The following is a 16,935-nucleotide window of genomic DNA, read 5'->3' as shown; positions in this document are numbered from 1 at the left end:
TGGCCACGCCGTCCCGCAATTTTCGCTCCGCCCCGCCGCGCCGCCATTCGCACGGCGCGGACGCCCCGCGCCGGTCCACACCGGCCTGCCACCCGCGACCGTGCAGTATCCTGCTGCCTGTCGATTTGCGCGCCCTTTTTTCTCACCCTTTCTCTCCCTTTATCTTTGGAGGAGCCTGGATGCTCACGCTGCCGTGGGTCGCGATCTTTCTTGCCGCGCCGGCCACCTGGCTGGCGGCGCTGCGTTGGCTCGGCCTGGCGTTACTGGTGGCGGGCTATGGCACGGCCCTGATCAATGGCCAGCTCGGCGTGGCGGCGCTGATCCCGATCGCGCTGCTGGCCGCGGCCGCATGGTGGGTCGCCCCGCCGCGCCCCGCGTGGCTGCGCTGCATCGGACACCTGCTATTTGTCGTGCTGGCAATCGCGCTACTGATGCACTGGCTGCCCGGCTTCCATAACTGGCGTGTCATCGACGGCGTGCGCACCACGCCGGACGCGCAGCCGTTCACGATGTACCTCAACTTCGACAAGCCGCTCGTGGGCTTCTGGCTGCTGCTCGTGCTGCCGTGGATCCGCCCGCGCCGCAGCGCGCGCGCCTCGCTGCCGGCAGGTCTGGCCGGCATGCTGCTGACCGCGGCGGTATGCCTGGCGGCGGCGGCGGCGCTGGGCAAGGTCCATTGGGCGCCAAAATGGCCCGCCTTCGCCTGGCTGTTCCTCGCCAATAACCTGCTGCTGGTAACGCTGACCGAGGAAGCCCTGTTTCGCGGCTACCTGCAAGGCGGGCTCGAGCGTTGGCTGGCGCCACGGTGGTACGGCAATGCGCTGGCGCTTGCCCTTGCCTCGGTGCTGTTCGGCCTCGCGCATGCCGCGGGCGGATGGCAATGGATGGTACTGGGCACGATCGCGGGCTGCGGCTATGGACTGGCGTACCGGCATGGCGGTCTGCAAGCGGCCGTGCTCGCGCACTTCGGGCTCAACCTGCTGCACTTCACCTTGTTTACCTACCCGTCCCTATAATCGGTCAGGTTGCCCGGTCAGGTTGCTCGGTCAGGCCGGACGCCGCGCACGGCCGTCGGCGCTGTTCCGGGCGGCAGGATCCACTCCGGCATCTGCCGCTTGAGCGCATCGGATACCACCCTTACCTGCTCCACCGCCTCGGCCGCAATGGCCGATAACGGCGACGCCTTGCGGCGCACGATGCCGACCGAACGGACCGGCCCGTCGACGATCTCCGCGACGCGCATGCCCCTGAGCGACAGCAAGGGCAGGATGCCCAGGTACGGCAACACCGCTATGCCAAGCCCCTGCTTGACGAAGCCCGCGATGGTACCGATCTGGTCGAGCTGCAGCTTGGGCTGGAACATCACGCCACGCTGCAGGAATGCCGCGCTCATGTATTTCTTGGCGGTGCTGGCATCGGTCATGCTGATCAGCGGCAGGTCGGTCAACTCTTCCATGCGCATCTGCTTGCGCACGCGCCGGTGCCAGGCCGCGGGAGCCAGCAGCACGAAGCGATCGCGCAGAATCTCCTCGAATTGCAGTTCCGCATGCGACGGTGACGCCGACGCCAACGCAAAGTCGACCTGGTAGCCGATCACACGCTGCACGGCGGCGCCGTCGGCACAGTCCACGATCGACATCTGCGCATGCGGAAACCGCTGCTCCAGCGCCCCGCACACACCCGGCAATATCACGTTGGCCAGCGAGGGCAACGCGGCCATGGCAATGCGATGCGCCTCGTGTTCCGCGCGGCCTTGCATCTGCCGCAGGCCCGTGTCGTATTCCCCGATCACGCGCCGCGCCATCGGTACCAGTTGGTCTCCGGCCGGTGTAAGCCGCACGCTGCGGGTGGAACGCTCGAACAGCGCGACCCCGAGTTCCGACTCGAGGTCCTTGACTGCCTTGCTGAGCGAGGGCTGCGTAATGAAGAACTGCTGCGCGGTGCGGCTGAAATTGAGCGACTCGGCAAGTGCGAGAAAGATGCGAAGCTGGCGCGGTGCGATATTCATTCCCTGGACCGATCAACATATAGATATTTTGAATTTCAGCAAAAAATGTATCACTAACTAGAATGTGCGCCACACGGGGGCAACCCCGACACTACGGAGACAAGATGCTGAACCTGCAAGGCAAGGTCGCACTGATCATGGGCTGCGGCGCGGTCGCCAGCGGCTGGGGCAATGGCCGCGCCACCGCGGTACTGATGGCGCGCCAGGGTGCGCGCGTGTTCGGGACCGATCTCGTGCTCGACCACGCGCTGGAAACGCGGCGCATCATCGCCGCCGAAGGCTTCGAGGCCGAGGTGGTCGCGTGCGACAGCACCAGCGCGGAACAGGTCCGACGCACCGTCGATGCGTGCATGGCACGCCATGGCCGCATCGATATCCTCGTGAACAACGTCGGCCTGTCGCAACCGGGCGGCCCGATCGATATGGACGAGGCCGTGTGGGATGCGCAGATGCAGGTCAACCTCAAGGGTGCCTTTCTGACCTGCAAGTACGTGTTGCCGATCATGAAGGCACAGGGCGGCGGTGCGGTGGTCAATGTATCGTCGGTGGCGGGCCTGCGCTATGTGGGCAAGCCGCAGGTGGCCTATGCCGCCGCCAAGGCCGGCCTGATGCATTTCACCCGAACCACGGCGGTCATCCATGCCCCCGACAATATCCGCCTGAATTGCGTCGTGCCTGGCCTCATGCATACCCCGCTGCTGCAAGGACTGGCCAGCAAGTATGCCAAGGGCGATACGCAGGGCTTTATCGACCATCGCAACAACCAGGTGCCGATGAAGCATATGGGCGATGGCTGGGATACCGCGCATGCGGCGCTGTTCCTCGCCGCCGATGAGAGCCGCTACGTCACCGGGACGGAAATCGTGGTCGATGGCGGCCTGGTTGCCGCCACGCGCTGACCCCCGAGATCCGCCAGTCGCGCCAAAACCATAAAGCCGGGCGCAACGACGCCGGCTACCACCACCAGGAGACCATATGCCTCGCCTTACCCGACGCCTGCCCGGCGTCGCGGCACTTGCCACCCTCGTCATGGGCACCACCGCGACCCCCGCATGGGCCCAGAGCTATCCCAGCCAGCCGATCCGGCTGATCGTGCCCTTCGCTCCCGGCGGTGCGGTGGATCAGACCGCGCGCACCATCTCCACCGCGCTGGGCAAACAGATGAACCAGCCCATCGTGATCGAGAACAAGCCCGGCGCCAGCGGCTCGCTCGGCGCCGCGGACCTCGCGCGGGCAAAGCCGGACGGCTATACGCTCATGCTCGCGCTCGACTCGCAGGCGGTGAACCACTACACGGTCAGGAACCTGCCGTACGACACCTTCAAGTCGTTCGACTACCTGAGCCTGCTGGTCACCACGCCGCAGGTGCTGGTCACCAACAACAGCGTGCCGGCAAAGGATCTCACCGAGCTCGTGAGCTATCTCAAGGCACATCCGGACAGCTCGTATGGCTCCGCCGGCACCGCCTCCGCGGGGCACGTCAACAGCGCGCAGCTCTCGCTCGCGCGCCAGCTCGCCACCACGCATATTCCGTACAAGGGTGCCGCGCCGTTGCTGACCGACCTGCTCGGCGGGCATATCCAGTATGCGTTTGCGGGGTTGTCGGTGATGCTGCCGCAGATCCAGTCGGGCAAGGTGCGCGCGCTGGCGGTCAGCTCGCCCCGGCGCTCGGCCATGTTGCCGAACGTGCCCGCCATGAACGAAACGATTCCAGGCTTCGAGTATCCGACCTGGATCGGGCTGGTCGCGCCCAAGGGCCTGGCGCCCGATGTGCGCGAGAAGATTCTCGCGGCCACGCATGCCGTGATGCATGATCCCGACGTGGCCAGGCGGTTTGCCGACAATGCGTTCGATATCGTCAACAGTACGCCCGATGCGTTTGCCGCCCGCGTGAAAAAGGACTCCGACGTGATGGCCGACCTGGTGCGCCGCAAGGTGATTGTCTCCGAGTAAACTGCGCCACTCCAAGTAATCCGCGGCGCTCCCGCCGTCTTACCCCTATCGATCCATGGCAAACGTACCCTACGCCGACCTTTCCGATCCCGACATCAAGCCGCTGGCCGATCGCATCGTCGCCGAGCGCGGCAGCGTGCTGCACCTGTACCAGATGCTGCTGCACTCGCCGCCCGTGGCGGAGGGCTGGCTGACCTACCTGACCGCGATCCGCCAGACATCCACGCTGCCGGGCAAGCTGCGCGAGATGGTGATCATGCGCGTGGCCATTATCAATGGCGCACCATACGAGGCCGACCAGCACGCGCCGATCGCGCTCCAGGAAGGCATGACGCAGGCCCAGCTCGACGAACTGGAAGGGTGGCGCGACAGCACCCTGTTCGACGAAACCGAGTGCGCCGTGCTGGCGTACACCGACGCCATGACGCGTAACGTGCAGGTCGAACCGGAGGTCTTCGCGGCCGTGCAGCAGCGTTTTTCGCCGCGTCACCTGATCGAGCTGACCGCGACCGTGGCGGCCTACAACATGGTGTCGCGCTTCCTGGAAGCGCTGCAGGTGCATTCGCACGACGCCCGCTAGGCCACTTCATCCCCCGCTCCTGCTCGCTTGTGCCCCCCGCTCGCTGCTGCGGCGGGGCGCGGCGCGCTTCGGTACGGCGCCCTTGTACTCCCTCACCGACGGGGTTACCGCCCGTTGTAGTTTCTGACGCGGCCGCCAACTGCGGCCCCCACTGCGGCGCCCACCGCTGCGCCCGCCCCTCGGCGCGCGGCGGCGTTCGGCACGTTCATTGCACGGCTCCGGGTTCCACGTCCCAACAGGAGACCGCAATGAACCCAACCGATCCAACCCTGACGCGCGACCAAGGTGCCGGCATCGTCGGTTCCGGCACGGGCGAAGGCCCGGGCCCGGAAGTCATGGCCGCGTCCAGCATCGAGGACACCAACGTCTACAGCTCGGACGGCGAACATGTCGGCGAGATCAAGGAGGTCATGATCGACGTGCCGCGCGGCCGCGTAGCGTACGCGGTGCTGACCACGGGCGGCTTTCTCGGCATCGGCGACACGCTGCACGCCATTCCCTGGAGTGCGCTGGTGATGGACACCGACGCCAAGTGTTTCCGCCTGGGGCTGACCGCGGAGCGCATCAAGGACGCGCCGGGTTTCAACAAGGACAGCTGGCCGAGCATGGCCGATCCGCAGTGGGCGACCTCGGTGCACCAGTACTACGAGCGCGATCCGTACTGGACGCGTGGTGACAACATGGTGCTCTGAGTGCAGGAAAGGGGCCGTCATCGCGCCCGATGACGGCCCGCCGCCATCTCGATTGTCAAGTTTGCTGAACAATGTTTGAAGCTGACTGGCATTGAATGGACCGGTATCGGGCTCTTACACTTGGCTCCAGATTCCCAAGGAGACCGAGCATGAGCACCGCGCCGTATCGAGACAACAACCAGGTTGGCCACTACATCAATGGCGAGCACGCCGCCGGCACCAGCGGCCGCGCGCAGGACGTGTTCAACCCCGCCACCGGCGAGGTGGCGCGCACCGTGGTGCTGGGCACCACGACCGAAGTCGACGCCGCCGTGGCCGCCGCCGCCGCCGCGTTTCCGGGCTGGTCCGAGACGCCGCCGATCCGCCGCGCGCGCGTCATGCAGCGCTTTCTGCAACTGATGAACGAGAACCGCGACCAGCTCGCCGCGATCATCACTGCGGAGCACGGCAAGGTGTTCTCCGATGCGCAGGGCGAAGTGGTGCGCGGCATCGAGGTCATCGAATTCGCATGCGGCATTCCGCAACTGCTCAAGGGCGACTACACCGAGCAGGTCAGCACCGGCATCGACAACTGGACCATGCGCCAGCCGCTGGGCGTGGTGGCGGGCATCACGCCGTTCAACTTCCCGTGCATGGTGCCGTGCTGGATGTTCCCGGTTGCCATCGCCACCGGCAACACCTTCGTGCTCAAGCCCAGCGAGCGCGATCCGAGCGCCAGCCTCTTCATGGCCGACCTGCTCACGCGGGCGGGCCTGCCCAAGGGCGTGTTCAATGTGGTCCAGGGCGACAAGGTAGCCGTCGACGCGCTGCTCGACCACCCGGAAGTGCGGGCAATCAGCTTTGTGGGCTCCACCCCGATCGCGCAATACATCAGCGAGCGCGCCGCGGCGCGCGGCAAGCGCGTACAGGCGCTGGGCGGCGCCAAGAACCATCTGGTGGTGATGCCCGACGCCGATATCGAACGCACGGTCGATGCGCTGATCGGGGCCGCCTACGGTTCCGCCGGCGAGCGCTGCATGGCGGTTTCGGTGGCGGTACTGGTCGGCGAGGTGGCCGACCGCATCCTGCCGGTACTGGCAGAACGTACGCGCCAGCTGGTGATCGGCAATGGCATGGACGACAAGTCCGAGATGGGCCCGGTGGTCACCCGCCAGGCCAAGGAGCGCATCGAGGGCTATATCGGCCTCGGCGTCGAGGAAGGCGCGGAACTCGTGGTGGACGGCCGCAACCTGGAAATCCCCGGCCATGCGGGCGGCTATTTTGTCGGCGGGACGCTGTTCGACCGCGTCACGCCCGGCATGCGCATCTACCAGGAGGAGATCTTCGGTCCGGTGCTCGGCTGCGTGCGGGTGAAGGATCTGGGTGAAGCGATCGACCTGGTCAACGCGCACGAGTTCGGCAACGGTGTGTCGTGCTACACCAGCGATGGCGGCGTGGCGCGCGAGTTTGCGCGGCGCATCCAGGTCGGCATGGTCGGCATCAACGTGCCCATCCCGGTGCCGATGGCGTGGCACGGCTTTGGCGGCTGGAAGCGCAGCCTGTTTGGCGATACGCATGCCTACGGCGAGGAAGGCGTGCGCTTCTACACCAAGCAGAAGTCCGTCATGCAGCGCTGGCCGCAGAGCATCGACAAGGGCGCGGAATTCGCCATGCCGACGGCGAAGTAGGCACGCCAGGCAAGCTCGCCATCGGCCCGGCGCGGTTTGCGGTTTGCAACTTGACGCACTGTGCGTTAAAGCAAACAATCCGCGCATGGCAAACGATCACAAGGAAGCCCGCGACGGCGGGGAAACCCGCTGGGCGCACCTCCACTCGCTGGTGGTGCTGGGCGAGCTCGGCAGCTATACGGCCGCGGCGGCGCGCCTCGGCCTCAGCAAAAGTGCGCTGAGCCAGCGCATCGCGGAACTGGAACGGGCCGCGGGCGTCGCGCTGGTGCGGCGCACCACGCGCAGCATGCGGCTGACCGAAGCCGGCCAGCAACTGGCCGATAGCACGCGCGCCTCGTTCGAAGATATCGAGCGCAGCTTTGCCGGCGTGCGCGACCTGGTCGGCGCCCCGCGCGGCCTGCTACGCGTGACGGCGCCGGTGGCATTGGGCCGCCAGCAGATCGTGCCGCGCATTCCGGACTTCCTCAAGACCTATCCCGACGTCAGGATCGAGCTCGAACTCTCGGACAAGCTGTCCTCGCTGGTCCAGGAGGGCTTCGATCTCGCCATCCGCCATACCGCCGCCGCGCCCGACACGCACGTCGCATGGACGCTGTGCCGCACGCATGCGGTACTGGTGGCGGCGCGCAGCTACCTCGATCGCCACGGCATGCCGGCCACGCCCGAAGAACTCTCGACCCACAGCTGCCTGCACTACTTCCGCCGCGGCGAGTCGCCGGCCTGGAGCTTCGAGCCGATCCGCGGTGGCGGCGGCCGGCGCAACGTGGCGATTCGCGGCAACTTTGCCGCCAACAATAGCGAGGCCTTGCGCGAAGCCGCGCTCAAGGGGCTCGGCATCGCACTGCTGCCGGACTTCTCCGCACAGGCGGAACTGCAGAGCGGCAAGCTGGTGAAAGTGCTGCCCAACTGGCGCTCGGCCGGGGCGTTCGGCAACCACCTGTTCGCCATCCGCCCCTACAGTCCCTACGTGCCGCTCTCGGTCAAGGTCTTCGTCGACTACCTGCGGCAACAGTTGAAGGACGGCTTTCGCACCGGTTGATGCGCGCCGCCCGCGGGCTTACTTGCCGTTGTAGGTAATTTCCCCGTTCGGCAGGAAGTACAACATGATGGCGCGTCCGCCCGAGACTTCCGGAAAGTGCTCGCTGGCCGGATCCGGCGCGGTCCAGCCGGCGCCCTGCCCGCAGAACTTCGCGCCCGGATCCAGCGGCACGATCATGTTGATCTCGCCATTCGGATGCGCGTGGTACTGGCCGATCAGGTTGTCCATGTACACGCTGTTGATGCTGAAGCCGAAGGTCTCGTCGCTGGCCGCATAGACCGGGCTGCGGCGGTACTCGGGCCCGGTGATCTCGATATTGCAGGCCCAGCCTTCCTGCTCGCCGGCGCGGATCAGGGCGGCCAGGCTTTCGTAAAGTTCGCTGCCGGGCGGATAGGTGCGATTGAGCCAGACTTCGGTCTCGGCGCCGAGCGGGCGGTCCTTTACCGTGGCGAGCAGGCGGATGGCCTCGCGCTTGAGTTGTTCGCGCGTGCTGCTGCCGACTGCCGCATCGCGGGCAGCGGCAGTGGGGGTGGGGGTGGCGGGCTTCGGGTGGGGCTGGTTCATGACGTGTCTCTCCGGTATGGATGTCGGGTTCGCAGGGCCAGTGTAGAAACGCGCCACCGGAATCCTTTGTACGAGACCCGCGCGTTTTTTCCCGGACTTGCGCCACCGCGCGCACAGGCGACCACCCGGCCCGGCACGCTCGTAGAATCCGGCGCACGCATCGCTCCACGCCCCTTCATGCCAGCTCCCCTCGACCTGCTCCGCCGCCGCATCGAACAACGCGTATGGGCGGCCACGCGGCCTGACACAGGTTTCGCGCTCGACCTTTCCCATCCGCCCGGCGATCCGGGCCTGTTCGGTCCCGCTGCGGTGTGCTGGACCATTCACGACGACTTTCCGGCAATGATGATCGGCGGCATTCGTGCATTGATCCTGCAGGCGCTGCATCCGCTCGCGCTGACCGGCGTGCTCCAGCATTCGATCTTCATGCAGGACATGCGCGGCCGCCTCGCGCGCACCGCGCAGTTCATTACGGGCACCACCTTCGGCAGCGTGCGCGACGCCAGCGGGCTGATCGACCGTGTCAATCGCATCCATCGCGATATCGCCGGCGTGGCGCCCGACGGGCGGCCGTATGCGGCGCGCGACCCCGATCTGCTGAGGTGGGTGCATGTCGCCGAAGTGTCGAGCTTTCTTGCGGCGTACCTCGCGTATGCGGATGCCGGACTCTCCGGTGCCGATCAGGACCGTTATCTCGCCGAGACCGCGACGATTGCACGCCGGCTCGGCGCGACCGACGTGCCCGAAAACCGCGCGGCAGTCGACGCGTGCATCGACGCATGCCGCCCGCAGTGGGTCGCCAGCGCAAGCATGCACACCGCCATCGGGCAGTTGCTGACCCACCGCGATGCGTCGCGTGCCGACCGCCACGCCATGCGGTTGTTCGTCGCGGCCGCGGTACAGCTGCTGCCGCCAGCGGCACGCACCCTCATGACCGGTGCCCTGGGCCGCCGCCACGGGCTGGTGGTACCCGCCACGCGCGTCGCTTGCCGGGTCCTGCGCTGGGCGATCCGACAGACCGCGGGACAACGCGCGCGGGCGCGGGTGGCTGCGGTTGTATGCAACATGTCATCCGAACCGCGAAAAATCTAGGTATTAACCCGTGCTTTCGGGAAAAAACAAGACGATCAGGCGAATGCGGCGTATATGATTGCACTGCACTGTATGCAGCAAAGTGCAATTGTGATCCGCATCCTGTTTTTTACGCCCACCCGAAAGAGAGTCGAGAATGATCCGCCGCACGCCCCTGAACGTCCTGCTACTCCCCTCCCTGTGCGCCGCGCTGGTCGCCTGTGCCAGCGGCACCGGCACCGGCGGCAGCGCCGATACGGTCTACCTGAACGGCAAGATCGTGACGGTCGACCCCGCGTTTTCGATCGCGCAGGCGGTCGCAGTCAAGGACGGCAAGTTCATCGGCGTGGGTTCGTCCGAGGACATGCGCAAGCTGGCCGGCACCACCACGCGTGTGGTGGACCTCAAGGGGCAGACCGTCATTCCGGGCATGATGGACAGCCATAGCCATATGATTGGCGCCGGTACGGCCGAGACCACGGCCCAGGTCATCCACGCGAAAAGCGTGGCCGAGGCCCAGCAGATCATCACCGCGTTCATCGCGCGCAAGCAGGTGCCGGCCGGCGCATGGGTCAAGTCCGGGCGCTGGCATCCGCCCTCGCAGCTGCAGGAGCACCGTTACCTGACGCGCCAGGAACTCGATGCGGCGGCGCCGCACAACCCGCTGTTCGTGCAGACCGTGGGGCATTTCGCCATGGCCAATACCAAGGCGCTCGCGTTGGCCGGCATCACGCGCGACACCCGGGACCCCGTGGGCGGCAAGATCTATCGCGATGCCAATGGGGATGCCACCGGCTTGCTCGAAGAGACCGCGATCGAACTGGTCGAGCGTGTGATTCCGCGCCCCACCTTCGCGCAGCTCGTCGATCAACTGGTCGCCGCGCAGCACGTCTATAACGAGTCCGGCATTACCAGCACCATCGATGCGGCGTTGACCGAGGAAGAGATCCGCGCCTATTTTGCGGTGGCCGAGCAGCATCGGTCCACCGTACGCACCGGGGTCATGTGGAAGCCCGTGGCGAGCACGGCCGCCGAATTCGAGACGCGGCTCAAGGCGGTCAAGCTCAAGGACAACACCGGCGACGACTGGGTGCGCACGGCCGGTATCAAGATCGTGTCGGATGGCGGCATGACGCTGAAGTCGGCCTATATCCGCGAAGCCTACGCCGACGATCCGCATAACCATGGCACGCTGGCGCTGGACCCGGCGGCATACAGGCAGAGCGTGATCCTGGCCAACCGCTACGGTTGGCGCGTGGGGACGCATGCGGTGGGCGACGCGGCGGTGGACCTCGTGCTCGACGCCTACGCCGGCGCCGACCGCGACAAGTCGATTCGCGACCGCCGCTTTGTGCTGATCCATGGCAGCCTGATGACGCGCGAGCAGATCCTGCGCGCCAGGCAGCTGGGCGTGCGTGTGGATGCGCAGAACATCTTCATGTGGGACAAGGCCGCCACGGTCGAGAAGTACATGGGCACGGCGCTCGCCAACCGCGCGGTGCCGAGCCGCTGGCTGGTCGATATTCTCGGCGTGGGCGGCACCGCGGCCGGTACCGATAATCAGGTCAATATCCTCAACCCGTTTGTCGGCCTGTATGTGATGGTCACGCGCAAGGATCCGCGCGGCAAGGTGTATGGCGCCGAGCAGGCACTGACGCGCGAGGAAGCGTTGCGGCTCTATACGAACGCGGGACCGTATTACACCTTCGAAGAGAAGCGCAAGGGTTCGATCGAGGTCGGCAAGTTTGCCGACATGGTGGTCCTCTCGGCCGACTACACCACGGTGCCTGACGCGGCCATCAAGGATATTCGCCCGGTGCAGACCATCGTCGGCGACAAGGTGGTGTACCAGGCGAAGTAGTCGCCAGGGCACGCGGCCAGCAACACCGCCGCGGCGCCAAAGTGCAAAGCCCCGCGCCGGCACCGGCCGCGGGGCTTGATGCCGCCAGGCGATTCCATGGGGCGCGCCACGCCGTGCCCCCCCCTACGCCACCGCCTACGCCACCCCTATGCCACCCTGTACCCCCCCCTAAGCCGCGCTGACGAACAGCCGCATGGCCGGCATCACCTGCGACGCCTGCTCGGGCCGGTCCAACGCATTTTCGAGGTTCATGCGCGCGACATTGACATGCTCGCAAGCCAGCGCCTGGGCACGCGCGCCCTCGCCGCGCTTCATGGCATCGAACAGGCTGTGGTGCTGCTGGTGCGCATAGCGCAGCCACTGGTGCCCCTCCGCCACCGCCGATTGCATCGGCAGCATGGCGCTGGCGGCGGCAAACGGCAGGCGGTTGTTGAGCTCGATCGCACGGGCCAGCGCGCTGTTGCCGCTGCCTTCCACGATCAGCGCGTGGAAGCGGTCGTTCATATTGCTGTAGGCCACGTAGTCGTCGTAGTCGAGCTGATCCTTGACCAGCGCGCGATCGCCTTCACGCAGGCATTCCTGGAGGTCCAGCGAGAGCTGGCGCGACAAGCCGTGCTCGGCCACCAGGCGGGCCGCCATGCCTTCGAGGTGACCGCGCACCGCGATGGCGTCCTGGATTTCGCGCGGCGTAAAACGCCGCATCATGTAGCCGCTGCTCGGCGACGGCTCGATCAGTCCTTCCTGTTCGAGCGAGGCCAGCGCGAGCCGCACCGGCGTACGGGACACGCCGAGTTTCTCCGCGAGCGGGATTTCGGCCAGGCGCGCGCCGGGCTCGAATTCGCCCTTCAGGATCAGGTCGCGCAGCTGGACCAATACACGGGTCTGGTGGGATTCCATCGATACCTCACATCGTGGGTGGTGCCACCGGGCTGCATACGATGCAGACCCGGTTGCATGCAATGGCGGTATGGTACACCACGCCCGTGCGGTCAAGCGGGCAGCAACGCTTTCAGGGCAACGGTTTCGTCGCTCAAGGCCGCCGCACCGGGTCGTACCGTGGCCGCCACCAGGCGCCGCGCGGCCATGTGGTCCTGCGGGCGGTTGACTGAATCGGCGCCGATCATCACGCCATTGCGCAGGTAGACCGCGGTGAACTTGCCCGCGGCCACTTCGCCGCGCACGATGACCTCGTCATGCCCGTGCGAGCAGCCCGCCATCTGCAGCTTGTAGCCGTATTGATCGGACCAGAACCAGGGCACCGCGTCGTAGGGGGCTGGCTGCCCCACGATGGTTGCGGCGGCCACCCGGGCCAGGTCGTTGGCGCTCTGGATCGACTCGACGCGCACGGGCCGCACGGCGGCTTCACCGGGTGCATGAAAGGTGCCGTTGAGCCATGGATTCGGGTATGCCGCGCAGTCGCCAGCCGCCACGATGCGCGGATCGCTGGTGCGGGCAAAGCGGTCCACCACGATGCCGTTGTCGACCGCCAGCCCGCATTGCTCGGCCAGTTCCACATTGGGTACCACGCCGAGACCGGCCACCACCAGCGTGGCCGGCAGGATCTCGCCGTTGTCGAGCTCCACGCCGCTGACGTCTCCGCCGGCATCCCCATGCAGGCGGCGCACGCCGATGCCCAGATGGAAACGCACGCCCTGCGCCTCGTGCGCGCCGCGCAGGAAGTCCGAAATCAGTGCCGGCACGGCCCGTTGCAGGAGGCGGTGCTGCAACTCCACGACCGCCACCTCCAGCCCCTGCGCGCGCAGCGACGCCGCCACCTCGAGCCCGATAAAGCCGCCACCGATCACCACGGCCCGCTTCGCCTGGGCCGCGCCGGCCTTGATCGCGCGCGCGTCCGCCAGGCTGCGCAGGTAATACACATGCCGGAACTCCGCGCCCGGGCACGCCAGCCGCCGACAACGCGCGCCAGTGGTCAAGGCCAGATGGTCGTAGCGGGCGCGCATGCCATCGGACAGCAGGACGGTCTGCGCGGCCCGGTCGATACCGAGCGCCGCGATGCCGGTCCTCAGTTCGATGCGTTCCTCGGCAAAGCGCTCGGGCGACTGCAACTGCAGGCTCGCCGCCTCGATATCCTCGCGCAGGAACGCCTTGGACAGGGGCGGCCGCTGGTACGGCGCCACGGTCTCGTCGCCGATCATGGTGATGCCGCCCGCGAAGCCGCCGGCGCGCGCGGCCAGGGCCAGCTGCGTGCCGGCGTATGAGGCGCCAATAATGACGAGCTCGGCCATGGTCTACCCCTGCGTCGGCGGCACGCGCACGATCAGGCCGTCCAGCGCATCGCTGATGACGATCTGGCAGCTCAGACGGCTGGTGGGCGCGCGCTCGGCGGCCACGCCATCGAGCAGTTCGCACTCCATCTCGTCTGGCGCGGGCAGCCGCTCGGCCCACGCTTCGTCCACATAGACATGGCAGGTCGCGCACGAACAGCAGCCGCCGCACTCGGCATCGATGCCGCGCACGTTGCTGGCGATCGCCACTTCCATCAGCGTCTTTCCACTGGCCGAAGCCACCTGTTTCTCAGTGCCGTCCTTCAGGACATAGGTAATCGTCGGCATGACATCCTCTCTACTTGACGCCCGGAACGTATCGCTCAGAACGTATCGAAATATTCGCGCTGCTCCCAGTCGCTCACTTCGAGGTTGAAGCGTGCGATCTCGGCTTCCTTGATATGGCAGAAGTAATCGACAAAGCCATCGCCCATGCCCTCGCGCAGCACCTCGTCGCCGCGCAGGCAGGCCAGCGCGTCCTCGAGCGTTTTCGGCAGGCACGGCGCGGGGGTCTCATACGGCGAGTCGGCCGAGGGGCCCGGATCGAGCTCGCGCCGGATGCCGTCGAGACCGGACACCGCCTGCGAGGCGAGGTACAGGTACGGATTGGCCGCCGGCTCGCCCACGCGGTTCTCGATGCGGGTGGCGGCGTCGCCGGCGCCACCCAGCACGCGCAGCATCGCGCCCCGGTTGTCGCGTGCCCAGATGGCGCGATCCGGCGCCAGCGAATAGGCGCGATAGCGCTTGTAGCCGTTGATGGTCGGCGTGGAGAACGCGGTGGCGGCGCAGGCATGCTGCAGCAGGCCGCCCAGGTAATGGCGGCCGAGCGGCGACAGGTCTTCGCCGGCGCGGTCCGGCACCATGGCGTTGCCGCCATCGTCCAGGCGGCGCAGCGACTGGTGCAGATGCCAGCCGCTCGACACCACGTTGCGGATCTTGGGACGGCACATGAACGTGGCGTGGTACCCGTGCCGCTTGCAGATCTGCTTGACCGCGCTGCGGAACAGCACCATCGCATCGGCCGTGGCCACCGGTGTGGCGGGCGCAAAAGTGAATTCGAACTGGCTGGGCCCGAACTCGATTTCGAGCGAACGCACGGGCAGGCCCAGCGGCTGCACGTTCTTGCGGATCAGTTCGATCACGGCTTCGGTGGCGTCGTAGCGCAGCTCGGTCAGGAACTGATAGCCATGCGACAGCAGCTCGACCTCGGGCGGCTCGCCGGGCTGGCCGGCATCGTCCGGGGCCATATGCTCGCTGACCTGGCGGAACACGTGGAACTCGACCTCGAGACCGGTAATCAGCTCGTAGCCCGCGGCGGCCAGCCGCTCCTCGGCGTTGCGCAGGATGCGGCGCGTGGCAAACGGCACGCAGCGGCCATCCTGGAAGTACGGATCGCACAGGATCCAGCCGGTGTTGGGCGACCACGGCAATACCTTGAACGTGGTCGGGTCGGGAATCAGCGTGACGTCCGCCCCGCCCTGCATGCCGGGAATATCGAAGCCACCGCCACTGCTGAAGACCGGAAACACGGTGCGATGCGAAGTGTCCTTGGCGAACAGCGTGGTGGTGACGTTGATCCCGCTGCGCAGCGCCTTGATGGCCTCCGACGCGACCAAGGTCTTGCCGCGCAGCACGCCGTGCTGGTCCGGAAACGAAAAGCGGACGACATCGATGTCTCCCGCGGACAGCCGCTGCACCACCTCGTTGGCGGCGAGCGTCTGCGTATCGGTCCAGACGCCGAATTTTTCTACGAATGCCATATGGGTCCGGCTGGCCGCGTCCCGGGGGAGACGCGGCCGCACCGCCTGTTGATGTGAGGGAAAATCGTGCGGAACCGGCTCAGGCGCGGGAGGCCCACTCGGAATCGGCGCGGCGCTTGGCGTCGGCGCCGCGCCAGTAGTCTTCCGCGTCAGTGTGGCCGGTGCTCACGCCATCGATGGACGGCGGGCCCGTAAGCTTGCTGGCCTGCCCGGCATCGACCATCATCAGTGCCCGCTCGCCACGCTCGTTAGCCTCGATGGCGGCGACCAGCTGCTTGCGGAACGCGATGATGCCCTTGTCGGTGGTGCCCAGGTGCTCGCGCGTGCGGTCCTGGATCAGGCCCTGCGACTCCACCGCCCACTGGTCATGCACGTTGATGTCGTGGCCCATGCCGGTATACGTCCTGGTGCGTTGCTCGTACGGGTTGAAACCGTAGTTGTTGCGCTTGTGCACGCGCGGCCGGTAATCGGGCAGTTCATACAGCGCCAGGCGCTGTTCGCGCATCTGCTGCTTGTTCACTGGCTCGGTGAAGCTGGTGAAGATGGCGTACCAGTAGCAGCTATGGTCGTCGATGGGGACGTGCCATTGCGCGATCGTCATCTCCGCGCTCATCGGGATGATGAACGCCTGCGGGAACACCACGTTGGTAACGCGCACATGCTGCTGGCCCTCGCCGAGGTCGCGCAGCGCGGTCAGGCGCATGCCGTAGTCGGTGGTGGCAATGCCGATGTCCGGGCATTCGAATTCGCGCAGCACCTTGGTGATTGGCATGGACGAATCCGCCGAGGCGCCGCGGAACTGCTTGCCGTAGCTCTCGGCGGTGTCCTCGTCCTCGAAGAAGCGGTGCAGGAACGACGCGTGCGCGGGGTCGATGCCGACTTCGAGCGCCTGGAGCCAGTTGCACTCCAGCAGGCCCTTGAAGGCAAAGGTGTACTGGTCCGGCGCGACAAAACAGTCGAATGCCGGAAAGGCCGGCGGCTCGCCCTCGCCGATATAGGCAAACAGCATGCCGCTGCGCTCGACCACCGGATAGGCGCGCTGCCTGATGCGCGTGCACAGCTTGCTGCCGGCGGGTTCCGCCGGCGTCTGCAGGCAGGTGCCGTTGCGGTCGAACAGCCAGCCATGGAACGGGCAGCGCAGGCCGCCGTCTTCCAGGCGCCCGAAGCTGAGATCGGCGCCGCGGTGCGGACAGTCGCGGTCGAGCATGCCGTACTGACCGTCCTCGCCCCGGAAGACGACGAAGTCCTGGCCCATCAGGCGCACCGCGCGCACCGGGCGCTCCCCCTGGAATTCGTCGACCAGCGCGACCGGTTGCCAGTACTGGCGCAACAGGCGGCCGGCCGGCGCGTTGGCGCCGACGCGCGTGATCAGGTCGTTCTGTTCCTGAGACATCATGATGGGGATCTCCTGCGTGGTGGATTCAAAGGGTGCAGCTGCTGCATGCAGTCTTGCTG

The 16,935-nt window shown here is 66.8% G+C and carries 16 protein-coding genes; 9 read left to right on the top strand and 7 right to left on the bottom strand.

What is annotated here, in order from left to right; genetic code table 11:
* Positions 1–179: 179 nt before the first annotated feature.
* Positions 180–1,016 carry a lysostaphin resistance A-like protein gene (locus DFLDMN_RS23455; protein WP_423200269.1) on the top strand — a complete coding sequence of 279 codons (837 nt, stop codon included), beginning with the start codon at positions 180–182 and terminating at the stop codon, positions 1,014–1,016.
* Between the two features lie 17 nt (positions 1,017–1,033).
* Here the strand turns inward: DFLDMN_RS23455 and DFLDMN_RS23450 are convergent, their stop codons facing one another.
* Complete coding sequence (locus DFLDMN_RS23450) at positions 1,034–2,008, bottom strand: LysR family transcriptional regulator (protein WP_423200268.1); 975 nt, start codon at positions 2,006–2,008, stop codon at positions 1,034–1,036.
* Positions 2,009–2,112: 104 nt separating this feature from the next.
* On the opposite strand from DFLDMN_RS23450, the gene DFLDMN_RS23445 reads away from it, so the two are divergent.
* From DFLDMN_RS23445 to DFLDMN_RS23420, 6 genes are all read left to right on the top strand, one after another.
* Entirely contained in the window at positions 2,113–2,907 is a 795-nt protein-coding gene (locus DFLDMN_RS23445) for an SDR family NAD(P)-dependent oxidoreductase (RefSeq protein WP_423200267.1), read from the top strand.
* 76 nt (positions 2,908–2,983) lie between these two features.
* Positions 2,984–3,961, top strand: coding sequence for a Bug family tripartite tricarboxylate transporter substrate binding protein (locus DFLDMN_RS23440; protein ID WP_423200266.1), 978 nt, complete (start codon positions 2,984–2,986; stop codon positions 3,959–3,961).
* A gap of 55 nt (positions 3,962–4,016) precedes the next feature.
* Positions 4,017–4,541, top strand: a complete 525-nt coding sequence (locus tag DFLDMN_RS23435; RefSeq protein ID WP_423200265.1) for a carboxymuconolactone decarboxylase family protein — start codon at positions 4,017–4,019, stop codon at positions 4,539–4,541.
* Positions 4,542–4,789: 248 nt separating this feature from the next.
* Positions 4,790–5,233, top strand: a complete 444-nt coding sequence (locus tag DFLDMN_RS23430) for a PRC-barrel domain-containing protein (protein ID WP_423200264.1) — start codon at positions 4,790–4,792, stop codon at positions 5,231–5,233.
* Positions 5,234–5,382: 149 nt separating this feature from the next.
* Positions 5,383–6,900, top strand: coding sequence for a CoA-acylating methylmalonate-semialdehyde dehydrogenase (locus DFLDMN_RS23425; RefSeq protein WP_423200263.1), 1,518 nt, complete (start codon positions 5,383–5,385; stop codon positions 6,898–6,900).
* Between the two features lie 85 nt (positions 6,901–6,985).
* Positions 6,986–7,939 (top strand): LysR family transcriptional regulator, encoded by a 954-nt coding sequence (locus tag DFLDMN_RS23420; RefSeq protein ID WP_423200262.1) that lies wholly within the window; start codon positions 6,986–6,988, stop codon positions 7,937–7,939.
* An 18-nt stretch (positions 7,940–7,957) separates the two neighbouring features.
* Here DFLDMN_RS23420 and DFLDMN_RS23415 read toward each other — a convergent pair whose 3' ends face one another.
* Positions 7,958–8,503: a DUF4863 family protein gene (locus DFLDMN_RS23415; protein ID WP_423200261.1), complete on the bottom strand. Its 546-nt coding sequence runs from the start codon at positions 8,501–8,503 to the stop codon at positions 7,958–7,960.
* A 177-nt stretch (positions 8,504–8,680) separates the two neighbouring features.
* Between DFLDMN_RS23415 and DFLDMN_RS23410 the strand changes: the two genes are divergently transcribed.
* Positions 8,681–9,595, top strand: a complete 915-nt coding sequence (locus tag DFLDMN_RS23410; protein WP_423200260.1) for an oxygenase MpaB family protein — start codon at positions 8,681–8,683, stop codon at positions 9,593–9,595.
* 136 nt (positions 9,596–9,731) lie between these two features.
* Complete coding sequence (locus tag DFLDMN_RS23405) at positions 9,732–11,435, top strand: amidohydrolase (protein ID WP_423200259.1); 1,704 nt, start codon at positions 9,732–9,734, stop codon at positions 11,433–11,435.
* A 168-nt stretch (positions 11,436–11,603) separates the two neighbouring features.
* Here the strand turns inward: DFLDMN_RS23405 and DFLDMN_RS23400 are convergent, their stop codons facing one another.
* From DFLDMN_RS23400 to DFLDMN_RS23380, 5 genes are all read right to left on the bottom strand, one after another.
* Complete coding sequence (locus tag DFLDMN_RS23400; protein WP_423200258.1) at positions 11,604–12,332, bottom strand: GntR family transcriptional regulator; 729 nt, start codon at positions 12,330–12,332, stop codon at positions 11,604–11,606.
* 92 nt (positions 12,333–12,424) lie between these two features.
* Positions 12,425–13,681 carry an NAD(P)/FAD-dependent oxidoreductase gene (locus DFLDMN_RS23395; protein WP_423200257.1) on the bottom strand — a complete coding sequence of 419 codons (1,257 nt, stop codon included), beginning with the start codon at positions 13,679–13,681 and terminating at the stop codon, positions 12,425–12,427.
* A gap of 3 nt (positions 13,682–13,684) precedes the next feature.
* Positions 13,685–14,008 carry a 2Fe-2S iron-sulfur cluster-binding protein gene (locus DFLDMN_RS23390; RefSeq protein WP_423200256.1) on the bottom strand — a complete coding sequence of 108 codons (324 nt, stop codon included), beginning with the start codon at positions 14,006–14,008 and terminating at the stop codon, positions 13,685–13,687.
* A gap of 35 nt (positions 14,009–14,043) precedes the next feature.
* Positions 14,044–15,480 carry a glutamine synthetase family protein gene (locus DFLDMN_RS23385; RefSeq protein WP_423200255.1) on the bottom strand — a complete coding sequence of 479 codons (1,437 nt, stop codon included), beginning with the start codon at positions 15,478–15,480 and terminating at the stop codon, positions 14,044–14,046.
* Between the two features lie 79 nt (positions 15,481–15,559).
* The gene (locus DFLDMN_RS23380; RefSeq protein WP_423200254.1) at positions 15,560–16,876 is read right to left on the bottom strand and encodes a Rieske 2Fe-2S domain-containing protein; all 1,317 of its coding nucleotides are present in this window, start codon (positions 16,874–16,876) and stop codon (positions 15,560–15,562) included.
* Between the last annotated feature and the right edge of the window lie 59 nt (positions 16,877–16,935).

Source organism: Cupriavidus sp. H19C3, assembly GCF_049393815.1.
GTDB lineage: Bacteria > Pseudomonadota > Gammaproteobacteria > Burkholderiales > Burkholderiaceae > Cupriavidus.
This window is presented reverse-complemented; position numbering and strand designations above follow the sequence as displayed.

Coding starts and splice junctions, on each gene's coding strand:
- DFLDMN_RS23455 (WP_423200269.1), top strand. CDS start 180: ATGCTCACGCTGCCGTGGGTCGCGATCTTTCTTGCCGCGCCGGCCACC.
- DFLDMN_RS23450 (WP_423200268.1), bottom strand. CDS start 2,008: ATGAATATCGCACCGCGCCAGCTTCGCATCTTTCTCGCACTTGCCGAG.
- DFLDMN_RS23445 (WP_423200267.1), top strand. CDS start 2,113: ATGCTGAACCTGCAAGGCAAGGTCGCACTGATCATGGGCTGCGGCGCG.
- DFLDMN_RS23440 (WP_423200266.1), top strand. CDS start 2,984: ATGCCTCGCCTTACCCGACGCCTGCCCGGCGTCGCGGCACTTGCCACC.
- DFLDMN_RS23435 (WP_423200265.1), top strand. CDS start 4,017: ATGGCAAACGTACCCTACGCCGACCTTTCCGATCCCGACATCAAGCCG.
- DFLDMN_RS23430 (WP_423200264.1), top strand. CDS start 4,790: ATGAACCCAACCGATCCAACCCTGACGCGCGACCAAGGTGCCGGCATC.
- DFLDMN_RS23425 (WP_423200263.1), top strand. CDS start 5,383: ATGAGCACCGCGCCGTATCGAGACAACAACCAGGTTGGCCACTACATC.
- DFLDMN_RS23420 (WP_423200262.1), top strand. CDS start 6,986: ATGGCAAACGATCACAAGGAAGCCCGCGACGGCGGGGAAACCCGCTGG.
- DFLDMN_RS23415 (WP_423200261.1), bottom strand. CDS start 8,503: ATGAACCAGCCCCACCCGAAGCCCGCCACCCCCACCCCCACTGCCGCT.
- DFLDMN_RS23410 (WP_423200260.1), top strand. CDS start 8,681: ATGCCAGCTCCCCTCGACCTGCTCCGCCGCCGCATCGAACAACGCGTA.
- DFLDMN_RS23405 (WP_423200259.1), top strand. CDS start 9,732: ATGATCCGCCGCACGCCCCTGAACGTCCTGCTACTCCCCTCCCTGTGC.
- DFLDMN_RS23400 (WP_423200258.1), bottom strand. CDS start 12,332: ATGGAATCCCACCAGACCCGTGTATTGGTCCAGCTGCGCGACCTGATC.
- DFLDMN_RS23395 (WP_423200257.1), bottom strand. CDS start 13,681: ATGGCCGAGCTCGTCATTATTGGCGCCTCATACGCCGGCACGCAGCTG.
- DFLDMN_RS23390 (WP_423200256.1), bottom strand. CDS start 14,008: ATGCCGACGATTACCTATGTCCTGAAGGACGGCACTGAGAAACAGGTG.
- DFLDMN_RS23385 (WP_423200255.1), bottom strand. CDS start 15,480: ATGGCATTCGTAGAAAAATTCGGCGTCTGGACCGATACGCAGACGCTC.
- DFLDMN_RS23380 (WP_423200254.1), bottom strand. CDS start 16,876: ATGATGTCTCAGGAACAGAACGACCTGATCACGCGCGTCGGCGCCAAC.